The sequence below is a fragment of the Neobacillus sp. NPDC093127 genome, from assembly GCF_044754175.1.
Classification (GTDB): domain Bacteria; phylum Bacillota; class Bacilli; order Bacillales; family Cytobacillaceae; genus Neobacillus.
Genome location: NZ_JBIVOP010000018.1, coordinates 76,164 through 96,685, shown reverse-complemented (window position 1 = coordinate 96,685; position 20,522 = coordinate 76,164). Strand labels below are relative to the sequence as shown.

17 protein-coding genes are annotated in these 20,522 nt (G+C 40.8%); 7 read left to right on the top strand and 10 right to left on the bottom strand.

The window, feature by feature from the left end; translation table 11 throughout:
• Positions 1–8 precede the first annotated feature (8 nt).
• The 4 genes from ahpC to ACIQCO_RS21550 all read right to left on the bottom strand — a co-directional run bounded on the left by ahpC (position 9) and on the right by ACIQCO_RS21550 (position 3,175).
• Positions 9–572, bottom strand: coding sequence for an alkyl hydroperoxide reductase subunit C (gene ahpC / locus ACIQCO_RS21565; protein WP_400432429.1), 564 nt, complete (start codon positions 570–572; stop codon positions 9–11).
• Between the two features lie 246 nt (positions 573–818).
• Complete coding sequence (locus tag ACIQCO_RS21560; protein WP_400432426.1) at positions 819–2,123, bottom strand: alpha/beta hydrolase family protein; 1,305 nt, start codon at positions 2,121–2,123, stop codon at positions 819–821.
• Positions 2,124–2,291: 168 nt separating this feature from the next.
• On the bottom strand, positions 2,292–2,723 hold the full coding sequence (locus tag ACIQCO_RS21555) for a DUF3021 family protein (protein ID WP_400432423.1): 432 nt from the start codon (positions 2,721–2,723) through the stop codon (positions 2,292–2,294).
• A gap of 14 nt (positions 2,724–2,737) precedes the next feature.
• On the bottom strand, positions 2,738–3,175 hold the full coding sequence (locus ACIQCO_RS21550) for a LytTR family DNA-binding domain-containing protein (RefSeq protein ID WP_400432421.1): 438 nt from the start codon (positions 3,173–3,175) through the stop codon (positions 2,738–2,740).
• A 219-nt stretch (positions 3,176–3,394) separates the two neighbouring features.
• On the opposite strand from ACIQCO_RS21550, the gene ACIQCO_RS21545 reads away from it, so the two are divergent.
• Complete coding sequence (locus ACIQCO_RS21545; protein ID WP_400432471.1) at positions 3,395–4,228, top strand: SDR family oxidoreductase; 834 nt, start codon at positions 3,395–3,397, stop codon at positions 4,226–4,228.
• Between the two features lie 62 nt (positions 4,229–4,290).
• Here ACIQCO_RS21545 and ACIQCO_RS21540 read toward each other — a convergent pair whose 3' ends face one another.
• Positions 4,291–5,733: a L,D-transpeptidase family protein gene (locus tag ACIQCO_RS21540; RefSeq protein WP_400432418.1), complete on the bottom strand. Its 1,443-nt coding sequence runs from the start codon at positions 5,731–5,733 to the stop codon at positions 4,291–4,293.
• Positions 5,734–5,977: 244 nt separating this feature from the next.
• A complete protein-coding gene (locus ACIQCO_RS21535; protein WP_400432415.1) occupies positions 5,978–6,811 on the bottom strand; it encodes a TetR/AcrR family transcriptional regulator in 834 nt (277 codons plus the stop codon).
• A 101-nt stretch (positions 6,812–6,912) separates the two neighbouring features.
• Between ACIQCO_RS21535 and ACIQCO_RS21530 the strand changes: the two genes are divergently transcribed.
• Together ACIQCO_RS21530 and ACIQCO_RS21525 are read left to right on the top strand one after the other, a co-directional pair.
• Positions 6,913–10,002, top strand: coding sequence for an efflux RND transporter permease subunit (locus ACIQCO_RS21530; protein ID WP_400432412.1), 3,090 nt, complete (start codon positions 6,913–6,915; stop codon positions 10,000–10,002).
• Between the two features lie 152 nt (positions 10,003–10,154).
• Complete coding sequence (locus tag ACIQCO_RS21525; RefSeq protein ID WP_400432409.1) at positions 10,155–11,423, top strand: MFS transporter; 1,269 nt, start codon at positions 10,155–10,157, stop codon at positions 11,421–11,423.
• A 96-nt stretch (positions 11,424–11,519) separates the two neighbouring features.
• Here ACIQCO_RS21525 and rluF read toward each other — a convergent pair whose 3' ends face one another.
• Complete coding sequence (rluF, locus tag ACIQCO_RS21520; RefSeq protein WP_400432406.1) at positions 11,520–12,227, bottom strand: 23S rRNA pseudouridine(2604) synthase RluF; 708 nt, start codon at positions 12,225–12,227, stop codon at positions 11,520–11,522.
• A 253-nt stretch (positions 12,228–12,480) separates the two neighbouring features.
• On the opposite strand from rluF, the gene ACIQCO_RS21515 reads away from it, so the two are divergent.
• The 3 genes from ACIQCO_RS21515 to ACIQCO_RS21505 all read left to right on the top strand — a co-directional run bounded on the left by ACIQCO_RS21515 (position 12,481) and on the right by ACIQCO_RS21505 (position 16,423).
• Positions 12,481–14,196, top strand: coding sequence for a L,D-transpeptidase family protein (locus ACIQCO_RS21515; RefSeq protein WP_400432403.1), 1,716 nt, complete (start codon positions 12,481–12,483; stop codon positions 14,194–14,196).
• 425 nt (positions 14,197–14,621) lie between these two features.
• The gene (locus ACIQCO_RS21510) at positions 14,622–15,776 is read left to right on the top strand and encodes an Alp7A family actin-like protein (protein ID WP_400432400.1); all 1,155 of its coding nucleotides are present in this window, start codon (positions 14,622–14,624) and stop codon (positions 15,774–15,776) included.
• 14 nt (positions 15,777–15,790) lie between these two features.
• Complete coding sequence (locus tag ACIQCO_RS21505) at positions 15,791–16,423, top strand: hypothetical protein (protein ID WP_400432397.1); 633 nt, start codon at positions 15,791–15,793, stop codon at positions 16,421–16,423.
• Between the two features lie 46 nt (positions 16,424–16,469).
• Here the strand turns inward: ACIQCO_RS21505 and ACIQCO_RS21500 are convergent, their stop codons facing one another.
• The 3 genes from ACIQCO_RS21500 to gdhA form a co-directional block, all read right to left on the bottom strand.
• On the bottom strand, positions 16,470–17,303 hold the full coding sequence (locus ACIQCO_RS21500) for a hypothetical protein (RefSeq protein ID WP_400432394.1): 834 nt from the start codon (positions 17,301–17,303) through the stop codon (positions 16,470–16,472).
• A gap of 449 nt (positions 17,304–17,752) precedes the next feature.
• Positions 17,753–17,878, bottom strand: a complete 126-nt coding sequence (locus ACIQCO_RS21495; protein WP_400432391.1) for a DUF4023 domain-containing protein — start codon at positions 17,876–17,878, stop codon at positions 17,753–17,755.
• A gap of 93 nt (positions 17,879–17,971) precedes the next feature.
• The gene (gdhA, locus tag ACIQCO_RS21490; RefSeq protein ID WP_400432388.1) at positions 17,972–19,354 is read right to left on the bottom strand and encodes an NADP-specific glutamate dehydrogenase; all 1,383 of its coding nucleotides are present in this window, start codon (positions 19,352–19,354) and stop codon (positions 17,972–17,974) included.
• 169 nt (positions 19,355–19,523) lie between these two features.
• Between gdhA and gltC the strand changes: the two genes are divergently transcribed.
• The gene (gltC, locus tag ACIQCO_RS21485) at positions 19,524–20,429 is read left to right on the top strand and encodes a glutamate biosynthesis transcriptional regulator GltC (protein WP_400432385.1); all 906 of its coding nucleotides are present in this window, start codon (positions 19,524–19,526) and stop codon (positions 20,427–20,429) included.
• Positions 20,430–20,522: the final 93 nt, after the last annotated feature.

Sequence of the window (20,522 nt, the reverse complement as noted above, 5' to 3'; positions counted from 1 at the left end):
TGTGCTCCTTAAATTTTTCCTACAAGATCAAGGCTTGGCTTAAGTGTTGCAGAGCCTTCTTTCCATTTTGCCGGGCAAACTTCACCTGGATTGTTACGCACGTATTGTGCTGCTTTAATTTTGTTAATAAGTGTGCTGGCGTCACGGCCAATGCCGTCTGCGTTAATTTCAACCGCTTGGATGATACCGTCTGGGTCGATGATGAATGTACCACGGTCAGCTTGACCTAGTTCTTCAACTAATACGTCGAAGTTACGAGAAAGGACATGTGCAGGGTCACCAATCATGGTATAAGTGATTTTTCCGATTGTTTCTGATGAATCGTGCCATGCTTTATGTGTAAAATGAGAATCTCTAGAAACAGAGAATACTTCAACTCCCAGTTGTTGTAGTGCTGGATACTGATCTTGAAGATCTTCTAACTCGGTTGGGCAAACAAATGTAAAGTCAGCTGGGTAGAAGCAAACGACGCTCCATTGTCCTCTGAAGTCTGCGTCTGAAACCTCAAGAAACTCTCCATTTCTGTATGCTTGTGCTTTGAAGGGTTGTACTTCTTTTCCAATTAGAGACATAATAATAATTCCTCCTAAATGTATTTATTGAGAATTATAGATTGCTAGATGAGAAAAAATCATTGAATTAACCTATCTATAATTACAATCAATTTATAATTATTATTATATAGGGTTGATTATTATTGTCAACAGAAATGCAATAATTATTTTAATTTGATAGTAATTGTTATAGGTTTTTATTCTAGGTAAAATAGAAAAAGCAGGACTATATATAGTTCTGCCTTAAAAGCTACTAGATAAAAATCAATATGTTTCTTTGGAAGTGAAATGACCAATGCCCTTTAATTTATCGTCAAAAAATTGAAGGATTAGTTCATTTTCCGTTTCAATACAGTAATATTGTTCAATGTCAGCTTTTCCGCCTTGAATATAATTTGCAAGTATCGGAGAGAAAAGCGGTAAATCGGTCAAGCTTAAATGATTTGCGCCTTGAAAATGAACAGTAGATGCATTTTTGAAGTGTTCATTATTGAGTTTGTTTGCTACATAAGTGGAGTTGCTATCGAGCTGTCCCCAAACATCGTCGGAATAAATGTTAAGAAGCGGGGTCTTGAAGTCTTCGTCCTTTGCCACAAAATCATTGATTTCTTTCTTATAAACCAGATCACTAAAGAACGGGGCATCAATATTGACAACAGCTTCTATATCATTACGTTCTCTGCCTAGCCAAACGCTCGCAGCTCCGCCCATTGAGTGCCCGAACACGCCAATTTTCTCTGTATTGATCTGTTGATATATCGGGTTATTATCATTTTTAGCCTTATCAAGTATCGTATCAATGACAAAATTCATATCGTCTGTCCGCAGTTTCATCCATTTTTGAATGGCCCCATAGAGTTCTTCCTTCGTGTAAATGCCATCTTTATTCATATCGTTGATTTCATTGTTATAATCTGCATTGATCATAGCTGCAGTTCCATCCTCTGAACGAGTAAAGAAGGAGTGATAGGGATGATCGATTGATACGACTACATAGCCGTGGCTTGCAAGTTCAGTATAGGTAGAGGCATTGCTTGACTTAATACCGTAAGCTCCATGTGAGAACACCAATAGAGGGGATTTTTCATCTGCCTTTTTGGGATACCAAAATTCCACATTAACAAATCTATTGTCACCCTTGTCAGTAAATTCCTCAATCCGGTTCTTGTCAACATATGTGTAAGCAGCGGTTGCGACTTCATAGTCACCTGTCACTTTTGGTGATTTATGCTGTGGAAAAACAATTGCAGGTGCAAGGACAAATACCGAGACAATCATCATCATAATCGATTTCCACACAATTGAAGAAGTTTTGAATTTTTTTGTATTTGTTTTGTTACGGATAAGCGAAATGGCTGCCGTTACCGCTAAGATGAAAAGCAGGACGGCAAGCATTACCCAGCGGAAACTCCACTCAATCACTGATGTCAGAGTGAGCAAGACAAAGGCAATAAATACAGCAATCCTAATCCAATTCTTTATTTTTTTATGGTTTTCCTTCGTTACTACACAGTAGATTGCAAAGGCAATCTCAAAAGTTAAAGCGATCAATAATAGTAAATTTCCCATCGTAATTACCCCTTTTTTTTGAAAAATTTCTTATGAACACATCATAAAAAATTACTAAAAGGAAGTATATAGAAAAACGGTAAGTTGCTTCCACAAGCAAGTAAGATGCAAAAAAGCGGTAAGCTTTAAAGCTTACCGCATCGTTACACAAAAAGCTGCTTTATAATTTTATGAAACGTCTTTCTTAAATGCCTTTAGTTTTTCGTTGATTTGCTGGGCTTCTTTTTTATCTTTTTTCCATGACAGCAGACGAACTAGGGTATAGATCACGGCAATTTGCAGTGCCAAAATGATTCCATCTTCAGCACTATTTACAATACCAAAAACGCTCCCAAGGGCAATCAATACAATCTCCAAAGCGAAAAAATGAAAGGTAATCCTTATTCGCATTTTCTTCTCACTTAGATCAGCAGGAGAATACAAAATAAATCCGATAAATGCACTTATAAATGAAAAAGCCATAATAATATAAATTGACGTCAAATCAAAGACCATATCTGGATAATATATTTGTCGCAAAAAAGTAATAATAATGATGATGGATGCGAAGATGATCAAGAAATCTTTGATAATCTTTTGGATAAATTCGGACATCTTCATACCTATCCCTCCTTTTACAAGCCAAGCATATTTTTAAGGACAGGCACATACTGCCTTGATACAACAGCACGTTCCCCGTTTTCAAGCACCGCTTCGTATCGGCCGCTTATGGACGGATAAATAGATGAAATTTTGGCGATGTTCAAAATAGTTGATTTGGATGCACGAAAACAGTTCTTTGTCTTGAATAATTCCTCTAACTCGTAAAGCTTTTGTTTTACCTCAAAAACGTTGTCCTTGCAGTAACTAAAAACCTTTCCGTCAACTGCCTCGAAATAATAGATATCATTAAGCTTAATCCGATGAACTTTATCATTTTGATATCCTAGTACAATGAGGTTTTCAGTTTTCAGCTTGTTTACGATTTCGTGTATTTCGTCATCTACCTCATGACACCTAATAAGGATTTCTTCTCCCAGTTCTTTGTTTATTTCTTCAATTGAAATTTTCATCTCATCACCCACGAAATTTTGAATATTTCAGGTCGACTACGGATTTTGTCTTTCGTTGCCCTTTTTTCCATTTTATCAAATTATCGTTTGGAATTTATACTATTTTATTATCAGAGTTTATTCAGAATTTAAAGTTTTATGGCTTCTTATAATCCATTCCCTCAAGAAGGGACTGTCCCCGTGTCCCAATATGAATTTACCCGCTTTAAAACCTCGATGATGGGTATAGTAATAATTATTAACCATCAATTTCAGGAGGCATTTAAGGTGGAAAAACTACTTCACAATCAAGTTGCATTTGTTACAGGGGCAGGCTCAGGGATAGGCAGGGCAGCGGCGATAAAGCTTGCCCAAAATGGCGGGAAAATTGCTTTAGTTGATTTGCATAAAGAAAATGTGGAGGAGGTTAAAAATCAAATTGAAGCAATCGGCAGTGAAGCACTTGTCTTGGAAGCCAATGTTTCTAAGCCGGCAGAAGTAGAGAACTGTTATCAAAAAACAATGGATCAGTGGGGTAGACTGGATGTGGTCTTCGCTAATGCGGGAATTAATGGGGAGGTTACACCCATTGAAGATATGGAGCCGAAGGATTGGGACTTGACGATTTCCAATAACTTAACAAGTACCTTTTTAACAGTTAAATATGCCATTCCACATTTGAAGTCAAAAGGCGGCAGCATAATAATAACGAGTTCAATTAATGGAAACAGGATCTTTAAAAATATTGGAATGTCTGCCTATAGTACATCGAAAATTGGCCAGATGGGCTTCGGTAAAATGGCAGCGCTCGAGCTTGCCCATTATCGGATTAGAGTAAACATGATCTGCCCAGGTGCCATTGAAACAAATATCGGTGAAAACACTTGGAGAGAAAATGAGAAATTAAAAAAGGTGCAAGTCCCCATCGAATATCCGGAAGGAGACCAGCCGCTGGAAGATAGACCTGGAAAACCTGAACAAGTGGCTGAGCTCGTCCTATTTTTGGCTTCTAGCCAATCCAGCCACATTACAGGAAGCGAAATCTATATTGACGGAGCGCAATCACTTTTATAACAAAAAGGGACAAGGTCAGGCTCCTTGTCCCTTTTTCAATATTAGCGCTTATTCCAGCGTCCCTAGTAAATGACGACTGGATCGTACGTACTGAGATTTTCGTAGACGGTTTTCATAATGCTAGGGGGTGTGTTGACACAACCGCCTGATCCTGCTGTAAGATAGGCATTACCTGACCAGTTTGTGCGCCAGCTGGCGTCGTGGAATCCTTGTCCGCTGTTTGTAAACGGAGCCCAGTAATCTACCTTAACGGCATAATCACCTTTTCCTACTGCGGTCCCCTTAAGTGTGTACTGTGTTCGTTTATAGAGGATATACCACACTCCTGGTGAAGTATCTTCACCGGTGCTATGTTTGCCTGTGACTACATGCGTTGTGAGTACCAATTTCCCCTTTTTGTAAATCCAAATCCGTTGTTCTGCAATCGATACTTCAGCATACGTATCGCCAATGCCATTATTTGTTGTCGTTTCATAACCAATGCCTTCATTGCTCCAGCCATTTCCGTAAATATTAGAGGCAGGTATGGATTTCTCCCCTTTTTCAAAAGCTTGCTGCACCTGCGTCGTTTCTTTCCCAACGTCTAATGCCCAGCCGTAGCCTTTTCCTTTTACTGAAATAACCGAACCTGAATGGGTTTTGAATGAGAAATTTTTATTTAATGTTGATTGAGCGCTATTAATTTCAGCTATCTTGTTTTTAATGTCACTCATCGTGATGGTAACGTTCATCTCTTTTGTCACGAAGGCATTTTTAATTAACTCACTGGCATTTAAGGTATACACTTTGCCCTGTACATTATAATCAACGGTCCGTCCAAGGAGATCCTGCAGCGTTTTCTCCTCTTCCTTGATAATCGGACTGTCCGCTTTAATTGGTTGTAAGAATACAGGTTTCAGGTGGATATCACTAGTATACTTCTGTTCCGCGTAATCTTTTAATAGACCGGTAATGTCATATTGTTCTCCATCGATGCTATTGGAGATGACAATTTCCCCCTGTTCCAATTTCGCTGACGCATCTATGGGTGCTTTTAAACTCTTATTCATGGATAATAGCTTTTCTTCTACTTCCTTTTTCATCGTTTGGCTTCGGTACTGATCCGCCTTTTGGGGTATCAACGAATAATTTGTTTCCTTTGAGGAAGGGAAAAACGTCCACTGGCTTTTTAATAATTTCTTAACCCTAGGCAAATCTTCTTCGGTAAATCCCATTTGTGTATCTTTTCCGTCAAAAATTTGTTGTTCTCCGACAAAGACTCTGTTTTTTAACACAGAAGTTTTTAATTTCTTTATGGCCTGATCAGCAGTTAGACCGCCGACCTTTGTATCATTAATCGTAATCTGCGAATTGAACCGTGTTGTCTGATAATAGAAAAGTCCTGCAGCTAGTAGTGCAATAATAATGATAATTCCAATGACAACAATATTTCGGCGTGCTGGCCGTTTGGATCGGTTCACCCGCCTATGGTTAATTTCTTCAACTGTTTGGTCAAATGTGCTCATAAGCATCCCCTTCGCTACCTGGTAACCCAGCTATCAGCATCCTCCAACTTACCCTTGTGGGATTTTAAACAAAGACTTTTGCTTCGTTTACCTGACTCTTAAATTATTACTATTATACTACAAGATTTTATAGTGTGGAATTTTCTCTTTTGAATTTCGGAAAAGTACATCTACTAGAAAAAGCAAGCCAGGAGAGCTTTATCTCCAAGCTTGCTTTTTCTAGTAGTTGATTACATTTATTTTTTTAAAAATTATAGTAGCGGCGGAGTAAGTAAGAAATCCATTTGCAATGAGGATGATCGCTGATATTTCCTAGTAATCCTTTTACGATGGCAGGCGATAGAGTCGGTTCAAGCAGTTGCCCTTGCAGCAGGATTAACGATTCTTTTTCAATCGATGTTTCTATTTCTTCTATTCTTTGCCCGATGATTTCGAGGATTTGTTCCTTTGTTATCTCTTCATTCATTGGCTGCTTCACCATTTCAATCAGTTCATGTGAAATAAATGGGACGGTCGTTTGTCTTGCAAGTAAGTTTGTTTTTTCCACAAGTGATTCCGATAGCCGCTTTAAATCCAACGGCACGTTGTAGAAGACAAATAACTGAGAGTAAGTATTCATAAAGCCTTTAATACAATACATTAAATCATATTTTGTCTGTTTAACTTCTTCGCCGTATAAGCGTTCAATCATCGAGAGGATATTGTTCTCGATTAATTTGTCATAGTACTGCATTTTTAATATGAGATCTTTATTAAATGTTTGCGACTGCTCTTTGATGAGTACTTTGGCGAAATCTGAATGCTTATGAAAAGAATGATAAATAGCATAATAAAATTTATATAAAAGTTCCTCGTCATTAGGTGTGCTTCTGACTATATGGTCAATTTCCGTAGTCATCTGCATCATAAAATGGTCAATCAAGGCAATGATTAATTCATCCTTTGACTTGAAGGATAAGTAAAAAGCTCCTTTAGAAATACCGCAATGCTCGGTTATTTGTTGTACTGAGGTGGCTTCGAACCCTTGTTTAGCAAAAAGTTCTAACGCACGCTCCATAATTAATTGTTTTTTAAGCATGTTTGTTGATCGCTCCTATAGTCAAATTATTGACAAATGACCCAGTAGTCATTAGTATAAGGAAATGAGTTTGATTAGTCAATTAAGGGTGGGTGTAATAGTTGAAGGGTTTAGTTAACTTTGTTTTAAGGAATAAACTAGCAGTCTGGCTGCTTACGATTATCATAACAGCATCTGGTATTTATTCGGGGACACGAATGAATATGGAGACGATTCCGAATATCTCGATTCCTTACTTAATGGTCATGGATGTTTATCCTGGAGCAACTCCTAAGAAGGTAATGGAAGATGTGTCCATGCCGATAGAAAAAGCGGTTGAAAACCTTGAACACGTAAAAGCCGTTTATTCAAATTCCTATTCTAACATGTCAAGTATTCAAGTGGAATACGAATATGGCATCGATATGGACGAGGCGAAACGGGCTTTACAATCGGCGTTAGATGCCGTGAAATTGCCAGAAGGGGCACAAGAACCGACAACGACAGCGATTAGTATGAATATGATGCCGGTTGTTGCCTTAAGTGTAAGTAGTTCAAAAGAGGATATCGTTGAATTAACCTCAACCGTACAGGAAAGCTTACTTCCAAAGATTGAGAAAATCGAGGGTGTTGCGTCGGCAACGATTACCGGCCAGCATATTGAAGAAGTGGATCTTACGTATAACAAAGCCAAATTGGCTGAATTTGGTTTAACGGAAGATAAAGTAAAGCAAATGATTCAAGCAAGTAATCTGTCTGTTTCATTAGGCCTTTACCAGTTTAAAGAAAGTGAACAAGCAGTTGCGATTGACGGCAAGTTCACAACGGCGGATGAATTAAAGAACATGCTGATTCCTGTCACACCATCAGCCGCTAATCCATCGCCTTTTGTAAAGCTTGGCGACATCGCGGCCATTAATACAGTTGGTAAAGTACAATCGATATCACGAACAAACGGTAAAGATGCGATTGCCATCCAAATTGTTAAAGGTCAGCAGGCAAACACGGTTGATGTAGTCAACAAGGTGAAGAAGGTCATTAAGGATGAAAAGGAAAAAGTTGATGGCCTTGTGATTGATGTCACCCTTGACCAAGGGAAACCAATCGAAGAATCGGTGGCGACGATGATTGAAAAAGCGGTATTTGGCGGTTTAATTGCCGTTTTAATCATCCTGCTATTCTTGCGTGACTTTAAATCAACAGTTATTTCGATTGTTTCGATTCCAGTGTCGATTTTCATGGCGTTATTGCTGTTACACTGGATGAATATTACCTTAAATATTATGACTCTTGGGGCAATTACTGTTGCCATCGGGCGGGTCATCGATGACTCCATTGTCGTTGTTGAAAATATTTACCGGCGTCTGCATTTGAAAGAAGAGAAATTAAATGGCCGCGCCCTTGTCCGTGAAGCGACGATTGAAATGTTCAAACCGATTATGTCATCAACATTAGTAACAGTTGCGGTTTTCGCGCCGCTGATCTTCGTTGGCGGTATGGTTGGCGAATTGTTCGCACCGTTTGCGTTAACAATGGCATTCGCACTGGGTGCTTCATTACTCGTTGCAATTACCATTGTTCCGGCGCTATCTCACTTCTTATTTAAGAAAAAATTATATGGTGTGAAAACAGCCAAGAGCCACAAAGAAGTCGGTGAAATGGCGAAATGGTATAAATGGTTCCTTGAAAAAACCCTTAACCATAAAGTAATAGCCTCCATCCTTGCGATTGTTTTACTAGCAGGAAGTTTGGCGTTAACGCCGCTTATTGGTTTTAGTTTCATGGGCAGTGAAGAGGATAAAGTGATGTACTTAACGTACACTCCAAAAGCAGGCGAGCTGCCAGAAGATACATTGGCCAACGTTAAAGTGGTCGAAGAGAAGATGCTAAAGCGTGATGATATCAAAATCGTTCAAGTATCTGTCACCAAGGCTGGCGATACGACTGCGGCGATGATGGGCGGCGGCGGATCCGGCGGTGCCTTAATGTACCTCATCTTTGACCCGGAAACAAAGAATTTCCCGGATGTTAAAGAAAAAGTTGAAAAATATGTCGCTGGCATTGGTCAAACAGGTAAATGGAAGAGCCAAGCCTTTGGTTCAATGGGCGGTGCTACTAATGAAGTCAGCTACACCTTCTACAGTGAAGATTTAAATAAACTAAATAAATCAGTTAAACAAGTAGAAAACGTGATGAAAAAACATAGCGATTTGAAAGATGTGACGACAAGTGCCGAGGAAGCGTACGTGGAGTATACATTCAGAGTCGCGCAAGATAAATTGATGCAGGTTGGTTTAACAGCTGGTCAGCTTGTCATGATGTTAAGTCCGCAAAAAACACAAGATGTGTTAACGACGGTTGAAAAGGACGGTAACTCCTTAGATGTCATCGTTCAGCAGGAACAAGCTGCACAGCCAGAATCAATCGATGATCTTTTAGCAAAACAAATCCCGACAGCACTTGGTACGACAATGCCATTATCCGAGCTTGTCACTGTGAAGAAAGGGACAACCCTAAATACGCTTGCACGCAGTAAAGGTGAATACTACGCAACCGTTTCTGGAAAAATTAAAGGTGCTGATATTTCAAAAGTAACCTCTAAAGTTGGGAAAGAAGTCGATAACTTAGATTTACCGAAAGGTGTGACCGTCGGCGTTGCCGGGGTACAGGCAGATATGTCTGACACCTTTACACAGCTTGGTGTCGCTATGGCTGCGGCCGTTGCCATCGTGTACTTCATCCTTGTTGTTACATTCCGAGAAGGTGTCGCGCCATTTTCGGTCCTATTCTCGTTACCATTTGCGGTCATTGGTTCATTTGTTGGCTTATTAATCGCAGGTGAAACCATCTCGGTCTCAGTCATGATGGGGCTATTAATGTTAATCGGTATCGTCGTCACGAACGCCATCGTCCTCGTCGACCGAATTATTCATATGGAACGGGATGGCATGAAAATGCGTGAAGCCATTCTCGAAGCTGGGGCAACCCGTCTTCGTCCAATCCTAATGACAGCCATCGCCACAATCGGTGCGTTAATCCCATTAGCACTAGGCGCAGGCGGCGGAGGCGGTTTAATCTCGAAAGGCCTTGCCATCACCGTAATCGGCGGTCTAACAAGCTCAACCCTATTAACATTAATCGTAGTACCAATCGTCTACGAAATACTATCCAAACTATTCAAGAAAAACCGTAAAGAAATAGAAGAAAACTAAGGGACAGGGGGGACAGGCTTCTGTCCCTCGTTTATTTTCCAGGTATATGAGCCAGTTCCATCTGACCTGACTTTGAATTCCAAATCCGACTATAGCCAATCTCTCTGTAGTATAATAATGAGATAAATAAGAGTTAACAGGAGTAGAGGCCATTGGAAAAGCAGAATAGCAGCTATAGATGGGTCGTTTTGGCCGCAGTTTTTTTTACTTACTTTTTAATCGTCAGTCAACGAACGGCTCCGGGACTGATTTCCGATCAATTGATGAAAGAATTCCATGTAACAGCATCGGTGATTGGGCTGCTTACGAGTATTCAATTTTTGGCTTATGCAGGCTTGCAAATTCCAATTGGAATCTTGTCTGACCGCTACGGTCCTAATCTTTTTCTGGTTTTTGGGGCACTGCTGAATGGTTTAGGTGCGGTAGTGTATAGTCTTGCAGGAAATGAAGCGTTTCTCCTTCTTGCTAGATTATTGGCGGGAATCGGGGATGCGGCCATTTGGGTCAACCTAGTGATCATCTTAAGCCAATGGTTTAAGGTGAAGGAATTTATCGGCTTACTCGGCCTTGCAGGTATGGCTGGCAGCTTTGGTTTCTTAATGGCGACTGTTCCATTTTCTGCATGGATTTCTTTATCAGGCTGGAGACCGCCATTTTTTATCACAGGAATTATTCTATGTTTGAGCGCCGTTCTCCTTTATATTGTCCTTGTAAAAAAGCCAAAGCAGCTATTCCAGGACGATTCTATCAAGGTTAAAAAGGAGAAAAAGCGGGAAAATACGTTGATACTGTTACGGCGCATCTTTTCCACCCGCCAGGCATGGGCTACCTTTTTCTGTCACTTTGGTCTTGTTGGCTCGTATGTTGGGTTTATCGGTTCATGGGCCGTTCCATACGGGATGCATGTTTATGAAATGAGCCGTTCTGCTGCCAGTCAGTTGATTATGGTTGGGCTGATTGGGGCAATCATTGGTGCCCCGCTGACAAGCTGGATTTCCAGCCGATTAGCATCAATCAAACGGCCCTATGTTGTCGTTCATTTTATTGTGTTTCTTTGTTGGATTGCCTTTGTTTTGTTTAGTGGCAAGCCACCCTTCTTTATGCTCGTTATGCTATTCTTCATTATTGGCTATGGAAATGGAGCCAGTGCGTTGACCTTTGCAGTTGTTCGCCAATCTTTTCCGATGAAAGAGGTCGGCGTTATCTCAGGGTTTGCGAATACTGGAGGATTTTTGAGTGCTGTTCTATTACCCATCATTTTTGGGAAAGTATTAGACCATTTTCATTCTTCAGCAAGCAGTGTTGGCTACCACTATGGGTTTATTATCCCCGTCTTATTCGCGCTCCTTGGTTTGATGGGCGGGTTTCTTATTAAAGAACAGCGTCAGGAAGAAAAGCAGCCACGTGAATCAACTGTATAGTTTTAAAAAAAGGCTTTGTTAATGCTCATTAAACAGAGTCAAAAAAAGAGGATGAATCCAAACGAATGTCTTTGTTTAGGTTCATCCTTTAATTTTTTACCACCCCTTAGGCTGATAGTTTAGATCTTCAAATAATTGATTGCGTTCCCTTTTTGAAAGATCTCTCCACTGGCCGATTGGTAAATTGCCTAAATGAATATTCATGATGCGCGTCCGCTGAAGCCTGACAACCCCGAAGCCAAGTGCGGAACACATCCGTCGAATTTGGCGATTTAATCCCTGTGTTAATGTTATTTCCAATACATATTTAGAAAGCTGGTTCACTTTGCATGGAAGCGTTTTTGTATTTAAAATTTCAACGCCCTCTGCCATTCGCTTTAAAAATTCAGCCGTAATCGGCCTGTCGACGGTCACAATATATTCTTTTTCATGCTTATTTTCGGCTCGAAGTATTTCATTGACAATATCGCCATCGTTCGTCAGCAGGATCAATCCATCGGAATCTTTATCCAAACGGCCGATATGGAAAATTCGTAATGGATGGTTGACGAAATCAACAATATTCCCCTTCACATGCCGTTCGGTTGTACTGGTAATCCCGGCGGGTTTATTTAAAGCGATATAGACATAATTCATAGAAACACTAATGGCATTGCCATCGATCCGGACATCATCTCCCGGTTCAACTTGGCTGCCGATTTCGGCGGCCTTGCCATTGATCGTGACTCTTCCCTCACTAATTAATTTATCTGCCCCTCTTCTGGAGGCCTTACCAGACTCGCTAATAAATTTATTAATACGCATATTAAAACCACACCTTAAGCGGATAATTTTAGTCTAAGAATACCCAACTGTCGGCATATTTTCAAGTTCATGGTGTCAGGCACCATTTTTTCTATTTTTACCTAATAGAATAAGAGTGTCGAAGAAAAAAGTGGCAATTATTCTTTTTTTCTATTAAAATCTAAAAATATTACAATTCTTTCTCCAAATTGTGACAAAGTTCTTCTATGTGTCATGTTATTGTAATATAAATAACATATTGGGGAGATAGATAATGAAAAAAATATCGTTAATTTTTGTTTTGATGTTTAGTATCTTTTTCTTTACCACGCAAACAGATGCAGCAGGCAGTTCGCAATTGCTCATTATTAACAAAAAGATTAACACCCTCGCCTATTATGATGGCGGGAAGTTAGTCAAAACCTTTAAGGTGGCAACAGGGAGATCAAGGGATTTAACCCCGGAAGGTAATTTTAGGATTGTAACTAAGATTGTCAATCGTCCGTATTACAAGGAGAATATTCCTGGCGGCGACCCGCGAAACCCGTTAGGCAACCGCTGGATGGGGTTAGAAGCAAGGGGGACATATGGTACAACATATGGCATCCATGGAAATGCAAATGAGAGTTCAATAGGCAAGTATGTCAGTTCCGGCTGTGTGCGGATGCATAATGAAGAGATCCGCTGGCTGTATGACAAAATTCAAATGTATACACCAGTAATTATTACCTATAGTGATAGCAGCTTCGATGCCATTGCTAAAGCAAATGGATATTCTGTCAGCACGAATGGCTGGGTCCTAGCAAATGGTAATTGGTATTTTTATAGTAATGGTGTTGCACAAAAAGGCTGGCTTTCTCAAGGGGGAACTTGGTATTTCTTAGATAACTCCGGTGTGATGAAAACAGGCTGGGTATTAAATAATGGCAAATGGTATTTCCTCGAAAAAAGCGGCGCCATGAAAACAGGCTGGTTGTTAAATGGCGGCAAGTGGTACTACCTAGAAAAGTCCGGGGCGATGAAAACGGGCTGGTTATCAAGCAGCGGCAAGTGGTACTATCTTGAAAAGTCCGGCGCCATGAAGACCGGCTGGCTTAAAACCGGCAAGGATTGGTACTATCTCGATGCAGGCGGGGCGATGAAAACGGGCTGGATTTCCCTAAGTGGTAAATGGTATTACCTAGAATCCAGCGGCGCCATGAAAACAGGCTGGATCGATAAAGCCGGGAAGAAGTACTTCCTTACTGGCAGTGGTGCAATGGCAACAGGCTGGTTAAAAATGGACGGCAAATGGTATTACCTCTATACAAGTGGAGAAATGGCAGCAAAAACAACAATTAATGGGTATATTTTAGGCGAAGATGGCGTCTGGGTTCAGGTTGAATATGTTGCCTTAGGTGATTCCTTGGCAGCTGGAATAACTCCAGATGGAAAAAAAGGTCTAGGCTATCCTGATTATATTGCCAACAACTTTAAGAAATCGTATGACTTACTTGATTTTGCTAACTTTGGTGTTTCCGGATATAAAACAACTGATTTAATTGAGCAATTAAATAAAGCGGATGTTCAAAAGGAAATCAAAGAAGCTACACACATTACCCTTGATATCGGTGCCAATGATTTGCTTCCTGTTCTTCAAACCAATCCGGCACAAGCGCCGGCGGTAATAGGAACGATAGCAGCAAATTTAAACACCATCTTGAGCAAAATTGATCAACTGAATCCGAAGGTAAAGGTATATGTCATGGGCTATTACAACCCATTCCCATACTTGGAAGATGCACAACAGCAAGCACAGTTAGGTCAAATATTACTTGGATTTAATGGACAAATTCAAGCACAGGCTATCCAGCACGGGGACACATTTGTCCCAATTGATACCCTGATTGCAAGCAAATTTAAAGAATACCTGCCAAATCCACAGGATATTCACCTTAGCTTAACTGGATATCAAGCGGTAGCCGGTGAGTTCTGGAAAGTTATGCAGTAGACAGTGTCAGAAAACGTTTGGAATTTATTAGCAGTTTAATAGTTTATGAGGCACCCATTATAGGGTGCCTTATTTTTGTCTTTATTAGGGTTAGGATTGAAATATTTGTAACATTCAGGGCATCGTTTACAAAGTTGTAAACTTGTTTACCTTTCGTATACATTTTGTTTACAAATCTGTTTACATGTATACAAATACGTGTACATCCTTCATTTGCGCCATGTGTACAAAGTTGTCAGTGATGTTTACAAAAATGTTTACACGATTTCCTGTGTTTACAAAATGTTTACTTTTTTACACTTGTATTTCGTTTTGGTCCGCCCTATTGAAGAATCTATTAATCTCCTATAGCCTTAAGAGGACGGACGAGAGATACATAACTGCCTTTACACATAAAACTATTAAATGGGAAGGAATGATTTTTTATGACTAAATCAAGAATTGCTGCAGTCGATGTAGGCAATGACTCCATCAAGGCCATTTTCGGAGAATTAGAGTATGAATTGAATATTCCTAACATTGTCGCAAGAGACACGGAAGACCGGCCTGTAATCGGTATTGAAGAGCTGGACACAAAAGATCCTTTAGATGGGATTCATATCAAGGTGCACTCCCCTGCCCTGAAAGAGAATAATCTCATCTATCGTGTTGGAAATTTAGCGGCTAAAAGTAATAATGCGGCCGAATTAGATCCTGGCAGCAGCAAGTCAGAGGAAGACCAAACGTTAATTATGCTGTTTGCAACACTGGCCTTGGATGCGGTAAAAGGGGAATTTCCGCGCACAAAGAATGTCATTGAGGCCAACTATACGCTGGGAACGGGCCTTCCGTTAAGGGAAGTAAAGGAAGGAAAGGACGCCGGCTACCGCTCCAAATTAATCGGCTCCGTTCATCAGGTCGAATTTCTCGTCACACCGAAATATCAGGGATTAAAGGTAAATATTAAATTTACTGAAGTGAAGGTCTATCCCGAAGGCTTTGCCGCCTTTATTAACCTTGTGATGGATAATAACTTAAAAATTATTAATAAGGATTTAATTGATAAGCGGATATTAATACAAGATATAGGCGGGCTTTCAACAGATATCGCGGTCATTAAGAACCGCAATGTCGACGATGATAAGGCACAAGGATTTAACTTAGGGGTGTCAGAATCATTGGAAGCCATTCGTGAAGAAATTAGGACGAAACATGGCATAGAGCTCGACAGCCGTCGTGATGTCGTTGAAATTATTACCCGGAAAAACAACCGCAATCATATCATGGTCAAAGGAAGCCGGACGAGTGTTCACGATATTACTGACCGCATCCTTCTTGATTTAGCGAAAAAGGAATACCGTTTATTGCGCAATGTGTGGTCCAAGAACTCGCAAACAGAAATTTGTTACTTTGTCGGCGGCGGCTCCCATGTTTTAAAGGATTATCTAAAAACATTAAATAACAATTTGGACGGATATAATATTGAATTCTTTGAAGATGATAAGGAAAGTATTTGGATGATGGCCAATGCCTATTATAAGCTGATTACCGACTTTGTTAGAAGAACGGAGAAACAAAAACCTGAACCGGTAAAGAGTTGAATTAGGGTGATTCGATGAAGAAAACTGCCGCAAATGAAATTAACAGAGGCCAAGCGCTGTCCTTTCGTGTTCCTTCCGATACGCCCGACCATATTTTAAAACAGCTGCAAAAATTAAAGGAAACAGAAAGACGAAACTTTTCCAGTAAACTGGCGGAGTTTGTTGTGCAGGGTGTAAGCAGTTCTTTTTCAAGGGAAAAGGAGTCTATTACCATTCCGCTTCCGAAAAAGTTGACGAAGGTACAGCGAGATTGGTTAAAGCATGAGCATTCCGAGGCGTTATTAGGGAGCATTCTTTATCAGTTGATTTCGGACCCTGTCCGGTCGACTTCCCTGCTCGCTGCCTTAAATAGTAACGCCCTGGATATTGAAGAGGCGTTGTATCTGCAGGAGGAAATATTTCCTGAGGAACTTGCCGCTTCAACTGATGGTGAAATCAGCGGTAACAAGGAAATTGCTCCTTTAACCGATGGAGAAATCAGTGGTCCTGACGAAGAAGCCGCTGTTAGGGAATTCATAGATAGTGCGGATGATCTCGATGACTTTGATTGGGAAAGTGCAAAAAAGAAGCCTCAGCAAACGGATGAAACAGAAGAACCTGATATCGACGACCTGCTTGGCGGGTTTCTGGCGAATATGAATAAATAAAATGTTGCAGCCCCGCCGTTTTAATGGCGGGGCTTTTGTTAAGCTATCATAATTCAGGATAGGAGATCCGTTCGGCTTCGTCATTTAGGCCCATTAATCTCAGTTTCTTTTTCAAGTAGTTTTTGATCTCATCGTTGTCATAAAGAAGCCCTTTTGACTGGGCATTGCGCAAGAATTCTAATTTAGATTCATAAGAAGCCCCTTCGAAAAACTGGATAACGGCATGTAATTCTAAGTCCACTTGCCGTTTTAAAGGGAAGTGTTGATGCTGCTTTTGTTCCTTTTTATTCACAACCCCAATTCCATCCTCGGTCGGCAAAACGGTTGCTTGCATCCTTTCCTTTTTAATCTGTTGTAAATAGTCATAGATGTGTTTAATTGGCTGCAGTTGAAATTCCATTTGAAATACCTTATTTACATCCCGTTGTTGATCATTTTCAATCTGTGACAAGGAGAGACTGGGAATTTCATGCACTAAACGTTCATAATCGGTTTCACTTGTATAAATATCAAGGAATTCCACTGCACCTGGAGAAAAACAGATCATCCGCATGAAATCATAAAGATTTCTAGCGACAATTTTAACAGGTTCATCAAAATCCATTGGAGAAACACGGACAATATAGGCATTTTCTAAATCGTCAACCTGCCCAAAGTCTGTCAGGAATCCAAAATGGATTCCATCAGCGCCAGGATTGGCAAACTCGACGACATCGAGCGGTGTATTCAAGTAACGGGAATCTATATCTGCCAGCGAAAAGTAATATCCTAATAAATTCCCATGTGACAGCTTTCCTTCTTTTTTAAGCTGATTTTTCAAGGAAATGATTTGTTTAAGTGTTTCGGGAATGGGGTATTTTCCATAGTTTAATTCAATCATTTTATTACTCTCCTTTTGACAGCCGGCAGTGACCGTTAAAATAATGAAAATACAAAAAATGGAGTTAAGGCACTTCATTCAAAACCTACCCTTTTGAAAAACGGTTATCTTTCTTTCTATCATAAATGAGAGAATAATATTTTTGAATACTCTGATAGTACTTTTTTGCTAATAGAAATAAATAAACCAAGCCGTATTGGCTTGATTTTGGTTAAGGGATAAGGAAGTATAAATTTTTGACTTCGAGAATTGTCCAGCTCCAGCGCCCTAGCCCCTCGAGGTCAAATAACCTCAACCCAAAAAGTCAAAGAGCAACTTTCCGGGTTGAGAACAATTGCTTGGCTACAGAAAGCTACCGTTTTCTGCACGCATTAAGGGAGACTAAGTCGATTTACAATCGCCCAAGTCTCCCTATATCGGGGCTGACCAAGGCGCTTGCGCTCTTTCAACTAATGCTTATGATTCGGCAGTTTCCCGCTGGGGTTTCCTTTGCCGTGCTGTTCTTTATTTTTCTGGGCCTTTTCCTGATTTTCCTGCAGCTTTTCGACAAATTCATGGGTATCTTTGTTATCCATATCGCAAAACCTCCTTGATAATTGAACCAATGTTAATGTAACCAGCCGCGGTCGAAAACATGCAAACAAAAAAATCTCCTATTAAGGAGATTTTTAAATGATACCCTGGGCGATCATCGTATCAGCAACTTTTATGAATCCAGCAATATTGGCGCCGACCACGAGATTACCTGGGAAGCCGTATTCTTCAGCGGCCTTTACGCTGTTTTTATAAATATTAATCATGATATGGTGGAGTTTGGCATCTACTTTTTCAAACGACCACGACAATTTTGCGCTGTTTTGTGCCATCTCTAAGGCTGAAACAGCGACACCGCCGGCATTGGCTGCTTTTCCAGGACCGAACAGTACTTCGCTATTAAGGAATACATCAATCGCGTCCAGTGTTGACGGCATGTTTGCGCCTTCGCCGATTGCTTTGACGCCATTAGACACAAGGATTTTGGCTGAGGTTTCATCAATTTCATTTTGAGTCGCACATGGTAAGGCAATGTCACATGGGATGGACCATATTCCGGAGCATCCATCAAAGTACTGGGCGTGCGGGTGGAACTTTACATACTCGCTGATTCGTTTGCGATCCACTTCTTTTAATTGTTTGACGGTCTCTAAATCAATCCCATTTTCGTCATAGACATAGCCATTGGAGTCGCTGCAGGCCACGACCTTGGCGCCAAACTGCGCTGCTTTTTCCATCGCATAAATAGAAACATTGCCGGAGCCGGACACGACGACCGTGCTGCCGGCAAAGCTTAACCCTTTGTCCTTTAACATTTCGTGGACAAAATAAACGGTGCCATAGCCTGTCGCTTCTGTTCGTCCTAGGCTGCCGCCGTAGCCGAGTCCTTTTCCTGTCAGCACTCCTGCTTCAAAGCTGCCGCGGATTTTCTTGTATTGGCCAAACATATAGCCGATTTCTCTTGCCCCGACGCCAATGTCCCCTGCCGGAACATCGACATCCGGACCAATATAGCGAGAAAGCTCGGTCATGAAGCTTTGGCAGAAGCGCATAATTTCGCCGTCTGATTTACCCTTTGGATCGAAATCAGCTCCGCCTTTACCACCGCCAATTGGCTGGCCGGTTAAAGAGTTTTTGAAAGTCTGTTCAAAGCCCAAAAATTTAATAATGCTGGCATTCACGGATGGGTGGAAGCGCAATCCCCCTTTATAAGGACCGATAGCGCTATTGAACTGAACACGGAATCCGCGGTTTACCTGGACTCTGCCGCAATCATCTACCCAGGGGACCCGGAAGGTAATGACTCGTTCCGGTTCAACGATTCTTTCCAGTATCCCTTGCTCGATATATTTTGGGTGTTTCGCAAAAACAGGCACAAGGGAATCAAAGATTTCCTTCACCGCTTGCTGAAATTCACTTTCAAAGGCATTGCGATTTTTCACGGTTTCGAACACGTCATTCACATAATCCCTTGCTGCTTGTGTCCCCGATTGTTTTACATCCTCAATTGTTTGCATGGAATTCACCCCTTTTAAAAAAATAATGAGTATTACGGCGTATATATAATCCGAATATTCTTCATATTAGTATCGTTTTATTTTATAATTGATAAATAATCTAAGCAATATGAAAAATAGATAAGATTAATGCCGGAAATAGATTGATTGAAAAAAGAGGTGGAATTGGGTGGAGTTAAGACAAATTCAGTACTTTATCGAGGTGGCCAAAAGAGAACATGTAACGGAGGCTGCTCACGCCCTGCATGTCGCCCAATCGGCAGTGAGCAGGCAAATCGTCAATTTGGAAGCGGAGTTAGGTGTCGATTTATTTATCCGAGAAGGACGAAATGTAAAGCTGACGCCGATTGGAGCCCTATTTTTGGAGCAGATGGAGCAGGCGATGAAGCTGATTGACAATGCAAAACTAGAAGTGGAAGAATTTTTGGACCCGGAGAAAGGAACGATTCGGATCGGCTTCCCGAGCAGTTTGGCGGCCTACACCTTACCAACAGCGATTTCTGCGTTTCGCGAGCGCTATCCTGATGTTAAGTTTCAGCTGAATCAAGGCTCCTACCCCTATTTAATTGATGGTGTAATAAAAGGGGATTTTAACCTTGCCCTGCTTGGCCCGGTGCCGAAAAAGGTAAAGAAAATTAAAGGAAGAACGTTATTTACTGAAAATATTGTTGCACTGCTGCCGCACACTCATCCACTTGCCAGCCAACGCATCTTAACATTAAGTGAATTGCGTGATGATTCCTTTGTCCTGTTTCCAAATGGTTTTGTCTTACGGGAAATTATAGTCAATGCCTGCAGTCAGCTTGGTTTTCAGCCAAGGGTATCATTTGAGGGGCAGGATATTGACGCCATTAAAGGCTTGGTTTCAGCGGGTCTTGGTGTGACGCTGATTCCTGAAATCACCTTAATCGACAGTCTCCCCCGATCGACTGTAAAGATCCCAATTACGGAGCCTAGTGTAAGCCGGACCGTCGGGGTGATTATTCCCAGTGAACGCGAACTGCTCCCAACAGAAAAGCTTTTTTATGAGTTTCTCGGAGAGTTTTTCAGTATTTTAGACAGGTTTCAAAATTAAATATTCCTGCTCGATAGTTGTCCATTGTGATAAAATTAGGATTAAACACATTACTATCGTACATATGTTATTAAAGCGGGATGGTGCCTGACA